Annotated in this window: 15 protein-coding genes; 9 read left to right on the top strand and 6 right to left on the bottom strand. The window is 59.3% G+C overall.

Annotation, left to right across the window (positions count from 1 at the left end):
* Positions 1-419 precede the first annotated feature (419 nt).
* The gene (locus ACX3M4_RS04235) at positions 420-2384 is read right to left on the bottom strand and encodes a PAS domain S-box protein (protein WP_459357349.1); all 1965 of its coding nucleotides are present in this window, start codon (positions 2382-2384) and stop codon (positions 420-422) included.
* 208 nt (positions 2385-2592) lie between these two features.
* Here ACX3M4_RS04235 and ACX3M4_RS04240 point away from each other — a divergent pair, with 208 nt between their 5' ends.
* Positions 2593-3492: a bestrophin family protein gene (locus tag ACX3M4_RS04240; RefSeq protein ID WP_459357350.1), complete on the top strand. Its 900-nt coding sequence runs from the start codon at positions 2593-2595 to the stop codon at positions 3490-3492.
* A gap of 67 nt (positions 3493-3559) precedes the next feature.
* On the opposite strand, the gene arfB is transcribed toward ACX3M4_RS04240, so the two are convergent.
* Together arfB and ACX3M4_RS04250 are read right to left on the bottom strand one after the other, a co-directional pair.
* Complete coding sequence (arfB, locus tag ACX3M4_RS04245; protein WP_459357351.1) at positions 3560-4012, bottom strand: alternative ribosome rescue aminoacyl-tRNA hydrolase ArfB; 453 nt, start codon at positions 4010-4012, stop codon at positions 3560-3562.
* Positions 4009-4689 carry a TetR family transcriptional regulator C-terminal domain-containing protein gene (locus ACX3M4_RS04250; RefSeq protein WP_459357352.1) on the bottom strand — a complete coding sequence of 227 codons (681 nt, stop codon included), beginning with the start codon at positions 4687-4689 and terminating at the stop codon, positions 4009-4011. Before ACX3M4_RS04250 ends, arfB begins: the two co-directional genes overlap by 4 nt.
* Before the next feature lie 467 nt (positions 4690-5156).
* Here ACX3M4_RS04250 and aptA point away from each other — a divergent pair, with 467 nt between their 5' ends.
* The 8 genes from aptA to mazG all read left to right on the top strand — a co-directional run bounded on the left by aptA (position 5157) and on the right by mazG (position 14324).
* The gene (gene aptA, locus ACX3M4_RS04255) at positions 5157-6485 is read left to right on the top strand and encodes an omega-aminotransferase AptA (RefSeq protein WP_459357353.1); all 1329 of its coding nucleotides are present in this window, start codon (positions 5157-5159) and stop codon (positions 6483-6485) included.
* Between the two features lie 42 nt (positions 6486-6527).
* Complete coding sequence (locus tag ACX3M4_RS04260) at positions 6528-7784, top strand: Zn-dependent hydrolase (RefSeq protein ID WP_459357354.1); 1257 nt, start codon at positions 6528-6530, stop codon at positions 7782-7784.
* Between the two features lie 31 nt (positions 7785-7815).
* On the top strand, positions 7816-8586 hold the full coding sequence (locus ACX3M4_RS04265; RefSeq protein ID WP_459357355.1) for an endo alpha-1,4 polygalactosaminidase: 771 nt from the start codon (positions 7816-7818) through the stop codon (positions 8584-8586).
* 70 nt (positions 8587-8656) lie between these two features.
* Positions 8657-10114: a dihydropyrimidinase gene (gene hydA, locus ACX3M4_RS04270; RefSeq protein WP_459357356.1), complete on the top strand. Its 1458-nt coding sequence runs from the start codon at positions 8657-8659 to the stop codon at positions 10112-10114.
* Between the two features lie 321 nt (positions 10115-10435).
* Positions 10436-11233 (top strand): ABC transporter ATP-binding protein, encoded by a 798-nt coding sequence (locus tag ACX3M4_RS04275; protein ID WP_459359363.1) that lies wholly within the window; start codon positions 10436-10438, stop codon positions 11231-11233.
* A gap of 14 nt (positions 11234-11247) precedes the next feature.
* The gene (locus ACX3M4_RS04280; protein WP_459357357.1) at positions 11248-12171 is read left to right on the top strand and encodes an ABC transporter permease; all 924 of its coding nucleotides are present in this window, start codon (positions 11248-11250) and stop codon (positions 12169-12171) included.
* Positions 12168-13313, top strand: a complete 1146-nt coding sequence (locus ACX3M4_RS04285; RefSeq protein WP_459357358.1) for an ABC transporter permease — start codon at positions 12168-12170, stop codon at positions 13311-13313. The genes ACX3M4_RS04280 and ACX3M4_RS04285 overlap by 4 nt, the downstream gene beginning before the upstream one ends.
* Positions 13314-13502: 189 nt before the next feature.
* Positions 13503-14324: a nucleoside triphosphate pyrophosphohydrolase gene (gene mazG / locus ACX3M4_RS04290; RefSeq protein ID WP_459357359.1), complete on the top strand. Its 822-nt coding sequence runs from the start codon at positions 13503-13505 to the stop codon at positions 14322-14324.
* Here the strand turns inward: mazG and hflX are convergent, their stop codons facing one another.
* From hflX to ACX3M4_RS04305, 3 genes are all read right to left on the bottom strand, one after another.
* Entirely contained in the window at positions 14325-15611 is a 1287-nt protein-coding gene (gene hflX, locus ACX3M4_RS04295) for a GTPase HflX (RefSeq protein WP_459359364.1), read from the bottom strand.
* 120 nt (positions 15612-15731) lie between these two features.
* Positions 15732-15989, bottom strand: a complete 258-nt coding sequence (hfq, locus tag ACX3M4_RS04300) for an RNA chaperone Hfq (RefSeq protein WP_173006241.1) — start codon at positions 15987-15989, stop codon at positions 15732-15734.
* A 186-nt stretch (positions 15990-16175) separates the two neighbouring features.
* The gene (locus tag ACX3M4_RS04305) at positions 16176-17039 is read right to left on the bottom strand and encodes a D-amino-acid transaminase (RefSeq protein WP_459357360.1); all 864 of its coding nucleotides are present in this window, start codon (positions 17037-17039) and stop codon (positions 16176-16178) included.
* Between the last annotated feature and the right edge of the window lie 46 nt (positions 17040-17085).

Raw genomic sequence — 17085 nt, forward strand, 5'->3', positions numbered from 1 at the left:
CTGCAAAACATCTACATCTTCATCAGAAACGTGTTCATCTTTACTCTTCAATCGATTGAATAAACCGATAAGAATATCAGATTCCTGTCTGGAGAAGGCATGGATTTATCTTTTGAGCACTGTTCACAAGCGACTATTATTCTCCCAACGGCCGCGCCCTCAAGATAATATGAAGAGCATGCCTTCGGTTATTTTCGTTTTTGCCGCAAATGCAGCAATAAATTCATAAACCAAAAAACCTTCCGAAACGCAATACGAAACATTCCTATAATGCATACATTCATTATTCGGAATTTACTTGATATCGCTCTTCTTCACTTCCCGCACACACGCGTGGCTTCCGCCCCAAACCGGGCTGATACGGGCTAAATTTTACCTGTTTCCTCGCGTCAGCGGAAATTTTCTTCCAGCGGATAGCGTCACGCGCGGCGGGAGATAGCCTCCTGCAGGAACTCAACGCCCACAAACTCACCGTCCCGTCGAACGATACGGCAACTTTTTATCTGGCCATCATCCAGGTGGAGATGGAAGTGTTCAGGCAGGACCGGTTTGCCGACCAGGTAGAAGCGGGCGCCGGATTCCGATATGTCGCGCAAGGAACATGCAAGGTGTTTGTCTGGGCTCAAAACGACCGTCGCATCCTCGTGGACACGTTTGCGCGCAGCCTGGCGCCGGTTCTCCATGCCCACGACCCAATTGTCGAGATTGCTGCAGACGGCGGCGACATTGTCCGAGGCCTGCTGCAACTGGCCGCTGATCTCATCCGTCGCAACACATTGCTGCTCGGCTGCATCCGTCGTGCCTTGCACGAGAGTCTGCACTTCGGAAATGGATGTCCGGATTGATTTCAGCGCCTCATCCACGGAACCCGCAACCGACTGCATTTCCTCGATTTCGCCGAAGATGCGCGTAGTGGCGTTCGATGTCTGGTTGGCAAGCGCCTTGACTTCGTTGGCAACGACGGCAAATCCGCGTCCGGCCTCGCCTGCCCGTGCTGCTTCAATCGTCGCGTTTAGCGACAGCAGGTTGATCTGGTCGGCGACACGGGAGATCAACTGAACGACGTCGTCCATGGATCCTGCGGCTTTTCGCAATCTTTCCGTAGATTGTTCCGCCGTTTCGGAGCGAGACTGCATGTCCCCGATCGCGCGCCGCGCATTTTCCATACCGTGGGAAACATTCTGCGCAGATCCGGTGATGTCGCGAGCGGAGGATACGGCCTGTTCCACTGTGCCGAGCGTCTCCTCCGCAGCCTTGATCGCGATCTGGCGGGCCTTCATATTCTGGGTGATGTCGGTGGCGAACTTGGTAATCTTGATCAGGTTGCCCGCCGCATCGAAGATCGGATTGTAAGTCGCCTGGAGCCAGATCGGGTCGCCGGATTTCGCATAGCGCTGATAGATGGCCGAGGTGTGCTTGCCCTCGGCCAGTTCCTTCCAGAATTTGGCATATTCTTTTGTCTCGGCATATTGCGATGCCACGAAAAGCCTGTGGTGTTTGCCAACGACTTCTTCACGCCGGTACCCGGTCGCCTTGAGGAAATTATCGTTGGCATCGAGGATGACCCCGTCCTTTGTGAAGGAAATCATGGCCTGGCTTCTGCTGATTGCCTGGATTTGTCCTTCATGCTCGGCATTGCGCAGCTTTTGTCCGGTGATCTCCGTCGCGAATTTCACGATCTTGAACGGGTGTCCGGACGCATCGAAGATGGGATTGTAAGACGCAACGATCCATACATCCCGGCCGTCCTTGTGCCGCCGCCTGTACTCACCCGACTGGAACGCGCCTTCCGCGAGCTTTCTCCAGAAGTCCCGGTAGGCCGCACTTTCGCGTTCCTTGGGTTGGACAAAGAGGCTGTGGTGCCGGCCCCTCACCTCTTCGATTTCATATCCCAGGGTGTCGAGAAAGTTTGCATTGGCGTCCAGGATCGTTCCGTCGAGGTTGAAATGAATAACGGCCTGAGAACGGTTGATCGCCTCGATCTGTCCTTGCGCGTCAGCCGATTTGAGCTTGGATGCCGTGATGTCAGTGGCGATCTTGACGATCTTGCGTACCTTGCCTGAGCGGCCGATTACGGGGTTATAGGACGCCTGGATCCAGATCTCGCGGCCATCCTTCGCGATCCGGGGAAATTCTGCCGCCTGGAAGGTCCCCTCACCGAGGCGGTTCCAGAAATCCCGGTATTCGGCGCTCGCGGCATAGGCAGCATCGACGAAGATGCTGTGATGCCGGCCTTTCACCTCTGCCAGCGAATAGCCCATTGCCTTCAGGAAATTCTCGTTGGCGTCGAGAATAGTGCCATCGGGCTTAAACTGGATAATTGCCTGGGAGCGGCTGAAAGCCTCGAAGACTTCACGCCAGTCGTTATTCGGCAGCAATGCCATGAAGATCGGCCCCAACAAATGGATTCGGTCCTCAAAAATTACAGGTAGCAGATTGATCCTTGCTTAACGATAGGTATACGCACTTTTGTCAGGGCGACCACGGCACTCCCTGCCGAGGATGTCGGACTTGCCTGAAGCGGTGCCGGTCTGACATAGACCACCGAACTGGCTATCGGCTATCAAGAACGGACTTATCGAGGGTTCATCAATGATCGTGCGGGATCCCCCCAATCATCTGCGGCTGTTCTTCATCATGCAGGGCTCCATTGTGCCCCGTATCGCACCTCTTATTGCAATAGTTGCCGGCTTTACGCTTCTGGTGTCCGTCGTCGACAGGCTGGTCGTACCAGTGCCGCACATTTCGCTTGCCGCAACCGGAGTCTTCGGCATCGCGTTGTCACTGTTTCTCGGCTTTCGCAACAACGCGGCTTACGAACGCTGGTGGGAAGCGCGCAAACTTTGGGGACAGCTTGTGGCCGACATGCGCAGTCTTGGCCGGGAAACAGACCTTTTTCTGACTGATGCCGTGTCCAGACGGCATCTGTATGGTCTTGCCATTGCTTTTGCTCATCTCCACCGCGCGAATCTGCGTGGGGTCTCTGCGTCAACTGAGATCGAACGCTGGCGCGAACATGTTCCTGTATCTGCGGCCTCGATATCAACGCGCGTTGCGGCCCTCGATGCCGCAACGCGCGTCCTCATCGATGCGCGCGCCAATGACAAGCTGGACGGGTTCGGACAAAAGGCCCTGAGCGAAAGGTTCGCCTCCATCAGCCTGGCGCAGGCGGGATGCGAGCGAATTCGCAACACGCCCCTGCCCTTCGTCTATTCGCTGCTCGTGCTGCGTACATCCTGGCTCTACTGCCTCGCCATCCCCTTTGCTCTCATCGACGGCACGGGCTGGATGGCACCGCTATTCGCTGCCATCATCGCTTATGTCTTTTTCGGACTTTCGGCTGTCACGGAAGAATTGGAACACCCCTTCTACTCCACGGCTCACGGTCTGCCGCTCGATGCCCTTTGCAGGACCATCGAAATCGTCTTTGCCGAGCGGCTCGGCGAACCGAAACTGGAACCGTTGAAACCCCTGGATGGTGTGTTGACCTGATGCTCTACCACTTTTAGATCGATCAGCTTTTGGGCGCTCAACCTATCCCGGTTGTGCGTCCGCTGATCTAGTCAGCGATGCGGCCGCGCATTTTCTTGACCGCTCCGCGTTGTTTCTTGGCATCGAGCCGCCGTCTTTTGGAGCCGAGGGTCGGCTTCGTCGCCTTGCGGGGTTTCGGCTTTTCCGTTGCCTTGCGCAAAAGCTCCAGAAGGCGCTCCAGCGCGTCCTCCCTGTTTCGCTCCCGCGTCCGGTGCCTGTCCGCCTGCAGCACGATCTCTCCACCGAGCGTCAGCCGGCTACCGGCCAGGCTTGCAGCCTTTGCCTTGACGTCTTCGGGTAGCGTCCGGTTTCCTGTCAGGTTGAAACGCAGCTGGACTGCAGTCGAGACCTTGTTGACATTCTGTCCGCCAGGGCCGGAGGCGCGGATAAAGTCTTCCGAAATGTCATCCTTCAGGATATGGAGGCGCGGCGTCACCTGTATCCTCGACGCGGATTGCAGGTCCGGCGTTTCGCCGCTCATCCCGACTTGCCGTCTTCAGGTGGCCAGGAGAGGCCGACCCCGTTGAGGATCAGCGACGTGACGGCCGCCTCGGTCTCCTCCAGAAAGGCGGCGTCGGAAAGATCCCTGCCCGTCAGCGCGCGGATCTGGACCTGGAAATCCGCATAGTGCTGCGTCGTGGCCCAGATCGTGAAAATGAGATGAACCGGATCGACCCGACGCATCTTGCCGGCCTCGATCCAGTCCTCGATGACCTGGCACTTTTCCGCGACAAGCCGTTTCAGATCGGTCTCGAGGACCGGCAGGATCTGAGGCGCGCCCTGCATCACCTCGTTGGCGAAGAGACGCGAAGCCTCGGGGAAGGTGGCGGACATTTCGATCTTCTGCCGGATATAGGCGCTCAGTTCCTGCGCCGGTTCCCCCTTCGGGTTCAGCGTCTTCAGCGGAGCCAGCCAGACTTCGAGAATATGGGCAAGCGTCGCGTTGTAGATCGCTTCCTTGGAACTGAAATAATAAAGCAGGTTCGATTTCGACATGCCGGCGTCGGCGGCGATCCGTTCCACGGTTGCGCCTGAAAAGCCCTTGCGGGAAAACTCCCCGAGCGCGGCCTCCAGAATCAGGGACCGGTTCTTTTCCTGGATCCGGCTCAAGCCGCCCGATTTCAAAGTGGCCTGCGCCTGCCCGCTGATATCCGCCATTGACCGTTCCGCTTCCCGTCCCCGTACCGTCACTCAAGAAAGCCTGATTTTCCTTCGTAAACCAATGCTTTCAGCAGGTCTCGGCACAAATTCCAACAGGATGACCAGAAATTAGTCGCAACGGCTGGAATTGTATCTTGACCATTTGGTCAAATCCCTCCTAGGGTAAATTGACCAGATGGTCAGAAGGCTAGTCGATTGATCCGCCCCGGGCAATGGGGTGTCTTGAGCAAGCGGCCACCGAAGTCCATCATCAGAACCGGGACAACCCGGACCGGCCCAAACGGCCAACCAGAGACATTATGGACCGACCGGAAAGAGGCAAAGCCCGTCCGGAACGTCAGGGAACAGTTGGGGAGAGGACCAGCGCAGACCGCACTGCCTTTGGACAGGTGCGCGTGCTATGCCTTCCTCCTTAAATTGCAAACAGTCGGTCCCTTAGACGCAAAGGGCCGCGAGGAGGACGTATGTCAGCACCGAGCCAGGCTGCCACCAACAATCTCGAAGCGTTCTGGATGCCGTTCACGGCCAATCGCCAGTTCAAGCAGGCCCCACGCATGTTCGTGGCGGCCAAGGACATGCATTATACCACTGCCGACGGCCGCCAGGTACTGGACGGAACTGCGGGCCTTTGGTGCTGCAACGCCGGCCATTCCCGCCCGAAGGTCGTGGAAGCCGTCCAGAAGCAGATCGCCGAGCTCGATTATGCACCGGCCTTCCAGATGGGGCATCCGAAGGCTTTTGAACTGGCCGCCCGCCTTGCAGCGATGATGCCCTCTCCGCTCGACCATGTCTTCTTCACAAATTCCGGCTCTGAGAGCGTCGACACAGCGCTCAAGATTGCCCTCGCCTATCAGCGTGCCATCGGCCAGGGCACCCGTACGCGCCTGATCGGCCGTGAGCGCGGTTACCATGGCGTTGGCTTTGGCGGCATTTCCGTCGGCGGTATCGTCACCAATCGCAAAACCTTCGGCACCATGCTGACCGGGGTCGACCACATGCGTCATACGCACGATCCGGAACGCAATTCGTTCTCCCGCGGCATGCCGGAAAGCGGTGCCGAATATGCCGAGGAATTGATCCGCATCATCACGCTGCACGATCCCTCGACAATTGCTGCTGTCATCGTCGAGCCGGTTGCCGGGTCCACCGGCGTGCTGATCCCGCCGAAGGGCTATCTGGAGCGCCTGCGCGAGATCTGCACCCAGCACGGCATTCTGCTGATCTTCGATGAAGTCATCACCGGCTTCGGCCGTCTCGGCTCGCCGTTTGCAACAGACTTCTTCGGTGTGACCCCGGATCTCGTCACCACCGCCAAGGGGCTGACCTCAGGCGTCATTCCGATGGGCGCGGTGTTCTGTACGTCCGATATCTACCAGGCGTTCATGACCGGGCCGGAGCACATGATCGAGCTCTTCCACGGCTACACCTATTCAGCCCACCCGGTCGCCTGCGCCGCCGCACTTGCCACGCTCGACACCTATGACGAGGAAGGCCTTTTGACCCGCGCAGCCGATCTGGCGCAATATTGGGAAGACGGACTGCATTCGCTGAAGGATTGTCCGAACGTCATCGACATCCGCAATCTCGGTCTCATCGGCGCGATCGAGTTGACGCCTATCGCGGGCGAGCCGACCAAGCGTGCCTTCTCGGCCTTCCTGAAGGCCTATGACGACGGCCTCCTGATCCGCACCACCGGCGACATCATCGCGCTGTCGCCGCCGCTGATCATCTCCAGGGCCCAGATCGACGAGATTTTCGGCAAACTGCGCACCGTCCTGCACGCCATCGACTGACAGAGCCAGACCGAGACTGAAACTTCTTTAGGAGACTAGAAAATGGCAGCCCCCGGCGAGAACCTCAGGATCAACGCGGACCGTCTCTGGGACAGTCTGATGGAGATGGCGAAGATCGGCCCGGGGGTCGCCGGAGGCAACAACCGCCAGACCCTGACCGATGCCGACGCGGAAGGCCGCAGACTGTTCCAGAAATGGTGCGAAGACGCCGGGATGACGATGGCGGTCGACACCATGGGCAACATGTTCATGACACGCCCGGGCACCGATCCGGACGCCCTGCCCGTCTATGTCGGCTCGCATCTCGACACCCAGCCGACCGGCGGCAAATACGACGGCGTGCTCGGCGTGCTTGGCGGGCTGGAAGTCGTACGTACCATGAACGACCTCGGCCTGAAGACCAAACATCCAATCGTCGTCACCAACTGGACCAACGAGGAAGGCACCCGCTTTGCTCCGGCCATGCTCGCATCCGGCGTCTTCGCCGGTGTCCACACCCAGGACTGGGCCTATGACCGGCAGGACCACGATGGCAAGAAATTCGGCGACGAGCTGAAGCGCATCGGCTGGGTTGGCGACGAGGAAGTCGGCGCCCGCAAGGACAAGATGCATGCCATGTTCGAGCTTCACATCGAACAGGGCCCAATTCTTGAAGCGGAAGGCAAGGATATCGGCGTCGTCACCCATGGCCAGGGTCTTTCCTGGACTCAGGTGACGGTAACCGGCAAGGACAGCCACACCGGCTCCACGCCGATGCCGATGCGCAAGAATGCGGGTCTTGCCATGGCGCGCATTCTGGAGCTCGTCGACCAGATCGCCTGGTCCCATGCCCCCCACGCGGTCGGCGCTGCCGGTCACATCGAAGTCTTCCCGAATTCGCGCAACGTCATTCCCGGAAAGGCAGTCTTCACCATCGATTTCCGCTCACCGGACATTGCCGTCATCAAGGACATGGAAGACCGGCTGAAGATAGGCGCTCAGAAGATATGCGACGACATGGGGCTTACCGTGGAGTTCGAGAAGGTCGGCGGTTTCGATCCGGTGGAATTCGATCAGGACTGTGTCAGCGCCGTACGCAACGCCGCAGAACGGCTTGGCTACAGCCACCGGAACATCATTTCCGGCGCCGGTCACGATGCCTGCTGGGTCAACAAGGTCGCGCCGACCGCCATGATCATGTGCCCGTGTGTCGACGGCCTGTCGCACAACGAGGCCGAGGACATCTCGAAGGACTGGGCCAAGGCGGGGGCGGATGTCCTGTTCCACGCTGTGGTCGAGACGGCGGGAATTGTCGAATAGACTGGAAACAGGCCGGGGGGTGGACTGAGACATGATCGCAAACGGAAAGGGATTGGTGATGGCCGGAAGCCTGATTGGGCTTGCCGGACCTGCCTTCGCCTTTTCCGTCGGCGACACCTGGGACTGGCAGCTGAGCGCGCCCGTCGATCTCAACCGCTCCGTCAGCGTCATGGACTTACATCCTGATCTCGTCACGCCTGACGATCTGAAAGTCCTGCGCCAGAGCGGCATTCTCGTCATCTGCTATGTCAGCGTCGGAACGCTTGAAAAAGGCGCGCGCGACGCGGCCGCCTTTCCGGCCGAAGTGCTGGGCAAGACTTATGAGGACTGGCCAAACGAGCGCTTTCTCGACATCCGCCGCCTCGACATCCTGCTGCCGATCATGAAAGCCCGGTTCGAAGCCTGCCGGCACGAAGGCTTCGACGCGGTTGAACCGGACAATATGGACGTCCACGACAATGACAGCGGCTTTGCGGTTACCGCCGATGGCGTTGTTGCCTATGTCGCGCGACTGTCGATGATAGCGCATGGGCTTGGTTTGAAAATCGGCCAGAAGAACGTGCCCGATCTGACCGCAGATCTTATCGACCACATGGATTTCGCCGTCACCGAGGGCTGCTACCAGGACAGATGGTGCGACGACATGAGCGCCTATATCCGCGCCGGTAAACCAGTTTTCGATGCAGAGTACACAGACAGGCCCATAGACTTTTCAGAAGCCTGCGCAACCGCGCAGGCGCAGAAAATCGCCATGATCCTCAAGGATCGGGATCTGACGGCACCCGTCAGGTTCTGCCAGTGAGTTTCAAGGTCAGAAATAATCGCCGGCGGAAATTGCCGGGCACCTGAACGAAGCAACGAGGGGAACAGCAATGGCAAGCAAAGTGATCAAGGGCGGCACGGTGGTTACTGCCGACCTGTCCTACGAAGCCGATGTGAAGGTCGAAGGCGGCCGGATTGTCGAGATCGGTCCAAACCTTTCCGGTGACGAAGTCCTTGATGCGACCGGCTGCTACCTGATGCCGGGCGGCATCGACCCGCATACCCATCTGGAAATGCCCTTCATGGGCACCTTCTCCTCCGACAATTTCGACAGCGGCACCCGCGCAGCGCTCGCAGGCGGAACGACAATGGTTGTCGACTTCGCCCTGCCCTCGCCCGGCCAGTCGCTGCTGGAAGCGCTGCAGATGTGGGACAACAAATCGACGATGGCCCATTGCGACTATTCCTTCCACATGGCCATCACCTGGTGGGGCGAGCAGGTTTTCAACGACATGCAGACCGTCGTGCAGCAGAAGGGCATCAACACCTTCAAGCACTTCATGGCCTACAAGGGCGCGCTGATGGTGAACGACGACGAGATGTTCGCCTCCTTCTCCCGCTGTGCCGAGCTTGGCGCCCTGCCGCTTGTTCACGCGGAAAACGGCGACGTCGTCGCGACGCTGCAGCAGAAACTGCTGGCGGAAGGCAACAACGGCCCGGAAGCCCATGCCTATTCGCGTCCGCCGGAAGTGGAAGGCGAGGCCACCAACCGCGCCATCATGATCGCCGATATGGCCGGTGTGCCGGTCTATATCGTTCACACCTCCTCCGAGCAGGCGCATGAGGCCATCCGCCGGGCCCGTCAGAACGGCATCCGCGCCTATGGCGAACCGCTGATCCAGCACCTGACGCTGGATGACAGCGAATACAGGCATGCCGACTGGGACCACGCCGCCCGCCGGGTGATGTCGCCGCCCTTCCGCGACAAGAAGCACCAGGACAGCCTCTGGGCCGGTCTTGCCTCCGGTTCGCTGCAGGTGGTCGCGACCGACCACTGTGCCTTCACCACGGACCAGAAGCGCACCGGCGTCGGCGACTTCACCAAGATCCCGAACGGCACCGGGGGCCTGGAAGACCGCATGCCGATGCTGTGGACCTACGGCGTCAACACCGGCCGCCTGACCCCGAACGAATTCGTCGCTGTCACTTCAACCAATATTGCAAAGATCCTTAATATCTATCCGAAAAAAGGTGCAATTCTGGTTGGTGCTGATGCAGACATCGTTGTCTGGGACCCGGAAAAGACCAAGACCATCTCAGCCTCCAGCCAGCAGTCGGCAATCGACTACAACGTCTTCGAGGGCAAAACGGTCAAGGGTCTGCCGCGCTACACGCTCACCCGCGGCCGCGTGGCTGTCGAAGACGGCACGGTCAATCACCAACAGGGTCACGGCGAATTCGTCGCCCGCAAGCCCTACCAGGCCGTCAACAAGGCGCTCAGCACATGGAAGGAACTCACCGCACCCCGTAAGGTGGAACGCACGGGCATTCCGGCCAGCGGGGTCTGAAGGGAACCAGCCACAGCCGTCCGGTTCTAACTTCACCGGATGGCGGAGAAAACTCCCTCTCCCGCTGGGAGAGGGTTGGGGTGAGGGAACAAACCTCGGCAAGAACCACAGATGTCTGCTCCCTCACCCGGACCTTCGGTCCGACCTCTCCCACAGGGAGAGGTGATATGAAGAATGCAGCGAACGCATCGTTCGATTGAAAAATTCAGCGAACATGCTGACCTGATGTCTTTCGAAGGCGGTGTGAGACCGGACCCGACTCGTGTAGCGAGGACATAGATGAACGCTCTAGCCAGCGCAAAGGACACCGAAATGGTGGCAATGACACATAGCGCCAGCCCGAACCGGGTAATCGATATCGAGAAGCTCTCGCTCACCTTCGAGACCAATGACGGTCCGGTGCATGCACTCTCCGACATCGACCTGAAGATCGAGGAAGGCGATTTCGTGTCCTTCATCGGCCCGTCCGGCTGCGGCAAGACCACGCTGCTGCGGGTCATTGCGGATCTGGAAAAGCCGACCGCCGGATCGATTACCGTCAATGGTGTCTCACCCGAAGAAGCACGCCTCAACCGGGCCTATGGCTATGTCTTCCAGGCGGCAGCGCTCTACCCCTGGCGAACAATCGCCAAGAATGTCGCTCTGCCGCTGGAAATCATGGGGCTTTCGAGGGCCGAACAGCAGGAACGCATCACCCGCAACATGGAGCTGGTGAACCTCACCGGCTTTGAGAAGAAATACCCCTGGCAGCTCTCCGGCGGCATGCAGCAGCGCGCCTCCATCGCCCGCGCCCTGGCCGTCGAACCCGATCTTCTGCTGATGGACGAACCCTTCGGAGCGCTGGACGAGATCGTCCGCGACCACCTCAACGAGCAGCTTCTGCAGCTCTGGGCCAAGACCAACAAGACCGTGGTCTTCGTCACCCACTCCATTCCGGAAGCCGTGTTCCTTTCCACCAAGATCGTCGTTCTGTGCCCGCGACCTGGCCGGATCTACGATGTTATCGAGAGCGACCTCCCCCGCGACCGACGGCTTGACATCCGCGAGACCCCTGAATTCCTGAAAATCGCCCATCGGGTGCGTGAAGGCCTGAAGGCCGGGCATTCCTATGAGGATTGAGGGAGGGTTTTGACATGACTGACGCAACCCTCACCCCGCCCCGCAGCACCAACCCGTTTTCCGGTTTGATGTCCGGCACGGTCGGGCCTGTGATCGTCGTCGTGCTGGCGATCATCGCGCTCTGGTACATTTCGGCTGTCGCGCTGAATACGCCGTTCCAGCGCGACCTTTATGAACGCGCCGGTCAGACGGATGTCTCCTTCAGCCAGATGGTAACCGATACGCTGTCCCAGGACCGCCCGGTCCTTCCGGCACCGCACCAGGTGATCGTGGAGATCTGGGACACGACGGCGAACAAGAATATCACCTCCAAGCGGTCCCTGATTTATCATACCGGCATCACGCTCTCCTCGACGTTGCTGGGTTTCGTGATCGGTACTGCCCTCGGCATCCTGCTTGCCATCGGCATCGTGCATTCGCGTGTCCTCGACAAGTCGATGATGCCCTGGATCATTTCCTCCCAGACGATCCCGATCCTGGCCATCGCGCCAATGATCATCGTGGTGTTGAATGCCGTCGGCATTTCCGGGCTTTTGCCCAAGGCGATGATCTCGACCTACCTGTCGTTCTTCCCAGTCACGGTCGGCATGGTGAAGGGCCTGCGTTCGCCGGAAGTCATTCACATGGACCTGATGCACACCTATTCGGCAACGCGCCTCCAGGCCTTCTGGAAGCTGCGCCTGCCCTATGCGGTGCCCTATCTCTTCACCTCCATGAAGATCGGCATGGCCGCTTCGCTGGTCGGCGCCATTGTCGGCGAACTGCCGACCGGTGCCGTTGCCGGCCTCGGTGCCCGCCTGCTTGCTGGCTCTTATTACGGCCAGACGGTGCAGATCTGGTCGGCCCTGCTGATGGCCGCCTTCCTGGCCGGGTCGCTGGTTGCCCTGATCGGGGTGTTTGAAAAATTGACGCTGAAACGCATGGGGATGGCCCAATGAGCACCACGACCGTCAGGAAAAGCCGGTTCGACATGCCGGCATTGCTCGCCTGGTTCATCGTCGCGATGGTGGTGATCGGCCTCTTCAGCCCGATATTCGGGCCGGACTACGGCATCATGGACGTACCGCGCCTTGCCATTTGCCTGGTGATCCTGGCGATTGCCGGCGTGCGCTACGAACTCGGATTCATGCGCAACATTGTCGGTGACCTCATTCTGGGGCTTGTCACCGCCATTGCTGCCTGGCTGCTCGTGTCGACCGCCGCAAACCATGTCGGCGAAGCGACGCTCGGCTTTTGGGCATTGGCGGCGGCCACCTGGGCAGCCTCATGGCTGTTCGTTGAACGCCTTGCTACCTGGCGCAATATTTCGCCACTGACGGCACGGCTGGTGAACCTCGCCATTCCGGCAATCTTCGGTATCACCCTCCTGCTGCTCTGGCAGATTGTTGTCACTGGCGCCGGCGTTCCCAAGGTTCTTCTGCCGGCTCCCTCCGAGATCTGGCTGCGCCTGACATCGTCAGGCACGACACTCTGGGCGGATTTCCGCCAGACGTTCCTGAAGGCCGTGGTTGCCGGCTATGTCATCGGCTGCGGTTCGGCTTTCATCATCGCCATCCTGGTGGACCGGGTGCCATTCCTGCGCCGCGGTCTCCTTCCGATCGGCAATCTCGTCTCGGCCCTGCCGATCATCGGGGTCGCACCGATCATGGTGATGTGGTTCGGCTTCGACTGGCCCTCCAAGGCGGCGGTCGTCGTCATCATGACCTTCTTCCCCATGCTGGTGAACACGGTCTCGGGTCTCGCCGCCTCCGATGCGATGCAGCGCGACCTGATGCGCACCTATGCCTCGAATTACTGGCAGACGCTTTTCAAGCTGCGCCTGCCGATGGCGATGCCCTTCATCTTCAACGCCCTGAAGATCAACTCGACGCTCGCCCTCATCGGCGCGATCGTCGCCGAGTTCTTCGGCACGCCGATCGTCGGCATGGGTTTCCGCATCTCCACCGAAGTCGGCCGGATGAACCTCGACATGGTCTGGGCTGAAATCGCCGTGGCCGCTCTCGCCGGATCGCTTTTCTACGGGATCGTCGCGATCCTGGAGAAGGCCGTAACCTTCTGGCATCCGTCGGTCAGAGGCTAGGCTCGCACAAACCTCTGCCGTCAATCCGGACAAGCGCAGTGAATGCTGCACGCAGATCCGGAATGACGGTGGAGAGGTTGTTCGCATCCAAAAGCGGACGGGATGAAGCGGTTTTCATGGCTTTCAGGATTTGTCATAAACCAGCAAGATCTGACCTGCACTCCTGACCAATCAAATCAAGGCACTTCCATGCTCCCCAGCCGCGACATTTCCCGACTGATTGAAATCATGGCCGCGCTCAGGACACCCGTAACCGGTTGCCCCTGGGATCTGGAACAGACCTTTGCGACCATCGCGCCCTACACGCTGGAAGAGGCTTATGAAGTAGCCGATGCGATTGCCAAGAACGATATAGTTGAGCTTCGTGAGGAACTTGGCGACCTGCTGTTACAGGTCGTCTATCACGCCCGCATGGCCGAGGAAGAGAAGCACTTCGATTTCGAAGACATTGTGGAAGGCATTACCAGGAAACTGATCCGCCGGCATCCGCATGTATTTGGCGATGAAAACGGCGACAAGGCAGAGCACGTCAAGGGCATCTGGGAGCGCATCAAGGCAGAAGAACGGGCAGAGAAGCGGGCTGCGCGCGAAGCGCTCGGCATGGCGGAAACGAAGAAGGGCTATCTCGACGATGTCCCGACTGCCTTCCCTGCCCTGCAGGAGGCCGACAAGCTGCAACGACGCGCCTCGAAGGTCGGGTTCGACTGGAACGACGCAAGGCTTGTGCTGGACAAGATCCGCGAAGAAACCCACGAGCTCGACGAGGAACTGGCCAAGGGTACGCCAGACAAGGACCGCATGACTGACGAGCTTGGCGACACGCTCTTTGCCCTTGCCAATCTGGCCCGTCACCTCGACATCGACCCGGAAGAGGCCCTTCGGCGCACAAACCGCAAGTTCCGAAAGCGCTTCGCCGCCATAGAGGGTCATGCCGATGCGACCGGAACGACCCTGGAAGCGATGAGCCTGGACGAAATGGAAGCGGCCTGGCAGGCTGCCAAGGGCACGTGATCAGCCGTCGATATAAGCGGCGTACACTTCCCGGAACGGCCCCCGCTGCTTGTCGCTGACGCGGACTTCGGCCGTCACGAAATCTTCCGCATCACTCCGTTCAAGCACTTCCGCCATCTGGTAGAGCTTGGCCAGCAACGCGCCTTCGGCAACAGGAATGCGTACCGTCAGCACATCGTCATGCTGTGCCATGAAGGTATCGACACGGGTGAGAAGCTGGTCGACGCCGTCGCCGGTCAGGGCGGAAAGGGCAATCGGTCCCTCGCTGCCTGCCTCTTCCAGAAGCTTGTCGCGATAGGCCGGATCCAGGCAGTCGATCTTGTTCCAGACCTCGATGATCGGCGCGCCGGACACGGCATCGACGCCGAGGTCGTCGAGCGTCTTGCGGACATCCGAGGCCTGGGCATCGGTGTCGGCATGGGAAATATCGCGCACGTGCAGGATCAGGTCCGCTTCCAGCACCTCTTCCAGCGTCGCCCGGAAGGCGGCCACAAGATGGGTCGGCAGATCGGAGATGAAGCCCACAGTGTCCGACAGGATCACTTCCTTGCCATGGGGCAGCGAGATCTTGCGCAATGTCGGATCGAGCGTCGCGAAGAGAAGATCCTTGGCAAAGACATCGGCCTCTGTCAGACGGTTGAACAGCGTCGACTTGCCGGCGTTGGTATAGCCGACGAGGGCCACGACAGGCTGGGGGATCTTCTTTCGTTTCTTGCGGTGAAGGTCCCGGGTGCGGCGCACCTGTTCCAGCTGTTTTTGAAGCGCAATGATGCGGTCCTGGATCTGGCGGCGGTCGGCCTCGATCTGGGTTTCACCCGGACCACCCATGAAACCCGCCCCGCCACGCTGGCGCTCCAGGTGGGTCCAGGAACGCACAAGGCGGCTCTTTTGCCAGGTGAGATGGGCAAGATCGACCTGCAGCCGGCCTTCCTTGGTACGGGCGCGGTCGCCGAAGATTTCAAGAATGAGGCCGGTCCGGTCGATCACCTTGGTTTTCAGGCGCCGTTCCAGGTTGCGCTGCTGCACAGGTGTCAGCGGATGGTCGATCACGACGAGGTCGAGGTCCTCGCTGGCGACAATGCCGGCGAGTTCAGACACCTTGCCTTCGCCAAAGAGCGTCGCCGGTTTCGGGGCACCGACCCGGACGACGCCGGAGTGCCTGATGTCGAGATTGATTGCGGCACTGAGGCCGAGTGCTTCTTCAAGCCGGGCTTCCGGGCTGCGGTTGCCGCGCAGCTCCGACTGAGCACCCTCGCCGCGCAATTGCAGGACAGGCTCCAGCACCATTGCACTGAAGGGCTGGGGCAGACGGTCCACCCCAGTATCTTTAACTCTCAGCGATTTCTGGCCGGGTTCCTCGGAACCGTTGGATTTTGAGTAATCGTCCGCGCGAGACTTCGGTTTCAATCAGCTTGCCTTTTCAGCGTTTTCCTCTGCCTGATCGAACAACTGAACAGGTCCGTTTGGCATAATTGTGGAAATCGCATGCTTGTAGACAAGCTGGGAATGTCCGTCACGCCGCAGCAAGACACAGAAGTTGTCGAACCAGGTCACAACGCCCTGCAGCTTAACACCATTGATGAGGAATATCGTCAGAGGAGTTTTTTGCTTGCGAACGTGATTAAGAAAAGTGTCTTGGAGATTTTGTGCGCGCTCAGCCATCAGTCTTTTTATCCTATTTGCCCCGGATGCGGCCGAGCATCCGGCGTTTCAGCAGCTTCTCGTCAAAAAGCGTTCCAATTCAAACGCTTAAATCTGACGCACCGCTCGCTTCTTAATATTGCCCACCAGTCAGGACCGTCTGCCTCGGTCCCGAAATGTTTCGTTTTCGACCCAATTTGGCCAATCGAATCATACCGCCTGCAAATCAGTAGCAGTATGGAACACTTCGCGCAATCGGGTTGCAACGGATCCAGGATGGCCGTTGCCGATCATTCTGCCGTCCACACGTGTCACCGGCATCACGACGCTGGTTGCTGCCGTTACGAAGGCTTCCTTGGCGTCGAACGCCTCTTCCAGACTAAACGGCCTCTCCTCAAAGGTCAGCCCTTCCTTTTGGATAATATCTAGAACAACGGCACGCGTAATGCCACGCAGAATACCGCTTTCCGCAGGACGTGTGACCAGAGCGCCGTCCTTGGTAACGATCCAGGCATTGGTCGAGCCGCCTTCCGTCACATAGCCGTCCTTGTCGACATACCAGGCTTCCTTGCCGCCGTTTTCCTTGGCGTTCTGTTTCGCCAGGACGTTGGGCAGCAGGGCCACGGTCTTGATGTCGACCCGCGGCCAGCGGTTTTCCGGGTAGCTGACGACGGCAATCCCCTGAGCGGCAACAGCTGCCGCGGCTGCAGGATTGGCGGAGCGCGCGGTCACGACGATGGACGGCGCGACATTTTCCGGCGGGAAGAAGTGATCACGCTTGGAAACACCACGTGTCACCTGGATATACACTAGACCGTTGCGAACCCGGTTGCGCCGCACGACCTGGTGCAGCACGAACTCGACCGCGGCGCGGGACATCGGCCAGTCGATGCGCAATTCGCCCAAGGACCTGTCGAGACGATCCAGATGCCTCGGTACATCGACGAGATTGCCCTGCCAGACTTCACAGACCTCGTAGACACCGTCGGCAAACTGATAGCCGCGGTCTTCCACATGCACCGCTGCATCCGCATGACGAACATACTGGCCGTTGACATAGGCAATCCGGCTCATGATTCCTCCAGATCGGGACGGCTCATTTCGAACCGTTTGGTATTGT

This window comes from Roseibium sp. M-1, assembly GCF_054515675.1.

What these genes read in the sequence shown, in the direction of transcription:
- ACX3M4_RS04240 (WP_459357350.1), top strand. Translation starts at nt 2,593, where the DNA reads ATGATCGTGCGGGATCCCCCCAATCATCTGCGGCTGTTCTTCATCATG.
- ACX3M4_RS04265 (WP_459357355.1), top strand. Translation starts at nt 7,816, where the DNA reads ATGATCGCAAACGGAAAGGGATTGGTGATGGCCGGAAGCCTGATTGGG.
- mazG (WP_459357359.1), top strand. Translation starts at nt 13,503, where the DNA reads ATGCTCCCCAGCCGCGACATTTCCCGACTGATTGAAATCATGGCCGCG.
- ACX3M4_RS04260 (WP_459357354.1), top strand. Translation starts at nt 6,528, where the DNA reads ATGGCAGCCCCCGGCGAGAACCTCAGGATCAACGCGGACCGTCTCTGG.
- ACX3M4_RS04235 (WP_459357349.1), bottom strand. Translation starts at nt 2,384, where the DNA reads ATGGCATTGCTGCCGAATAACGACTGGCGTGAAGTCTTCGAGGCTTTC.
- ACX3M4_RS04280 (WP_459357357.1), top strand. Translation starts at nt 11,248, where the DNA reads ATGACTGACGCAACCCTCACCCCGCCCCGCAGCACCAACCCGTTTTCC.
- ACX3M4_RS04285 (WP_459357358.1), top strand. Translation starts at nt 12,168, where the DNA reads ATGAGCACCACGACCGTCAGGAAAAGCCGGTTCGACATGCCGGCATTG.
- ACX3M4_RS04305 (WP_459357360.1), bottom strand. Translation starts at nt 17,039, where the DNA reads ATGAGCCGGATTGCCTATGTCAACGGCCAGTATGTTCGTCATGCGGAT.
- hflX (WP_459359364.1), bottom strand. Translation starts at nt 15,611, where the DNA reads ATGGTGCTGGAGCCTGTCCTGCAATTGCGCGGCGAGGGTGCTCAGTCG.
- hydA (WP_459357356.1), top strand. Translation starts at nt 8,657, where the DNA reads ATGGCAAGCAAAGTGATCAAGGGCGGCACGGTGGTTACTGCCGACCTG.
- arfB (WP_459357351.1), bottom strand. Translation starts at nt 4,012, where the DNA reads ATGAGCGGCGAAACGCCGGACCTGCAATCCGCGTCGAGGATACAGGTG.
- ACX3M4_RS04250 (WP_459357352.1), bottom strand. Translation starts at nt 4,689, where the DNA reads ATGGCGGATATCAGCGGGCAGGCGCAGGCCACTTTGAAATCGGGCGGC.
- aptA (WP_459357353.1), top strand. Translation starts at nt 5,157, where the DNA reads ATGTCAGCACCGAGCCAGGCTGCCACCAACAATCTCGAAGCGTTCTGG.
- ACX3M4_RS04275 (WP_459359363.1), top strand. Translation starts at nt 10,436, where the DNA reads ATGACACATAGCGCCAGCCCGAACCGGGTAATCGATATCGAGAAGCTC.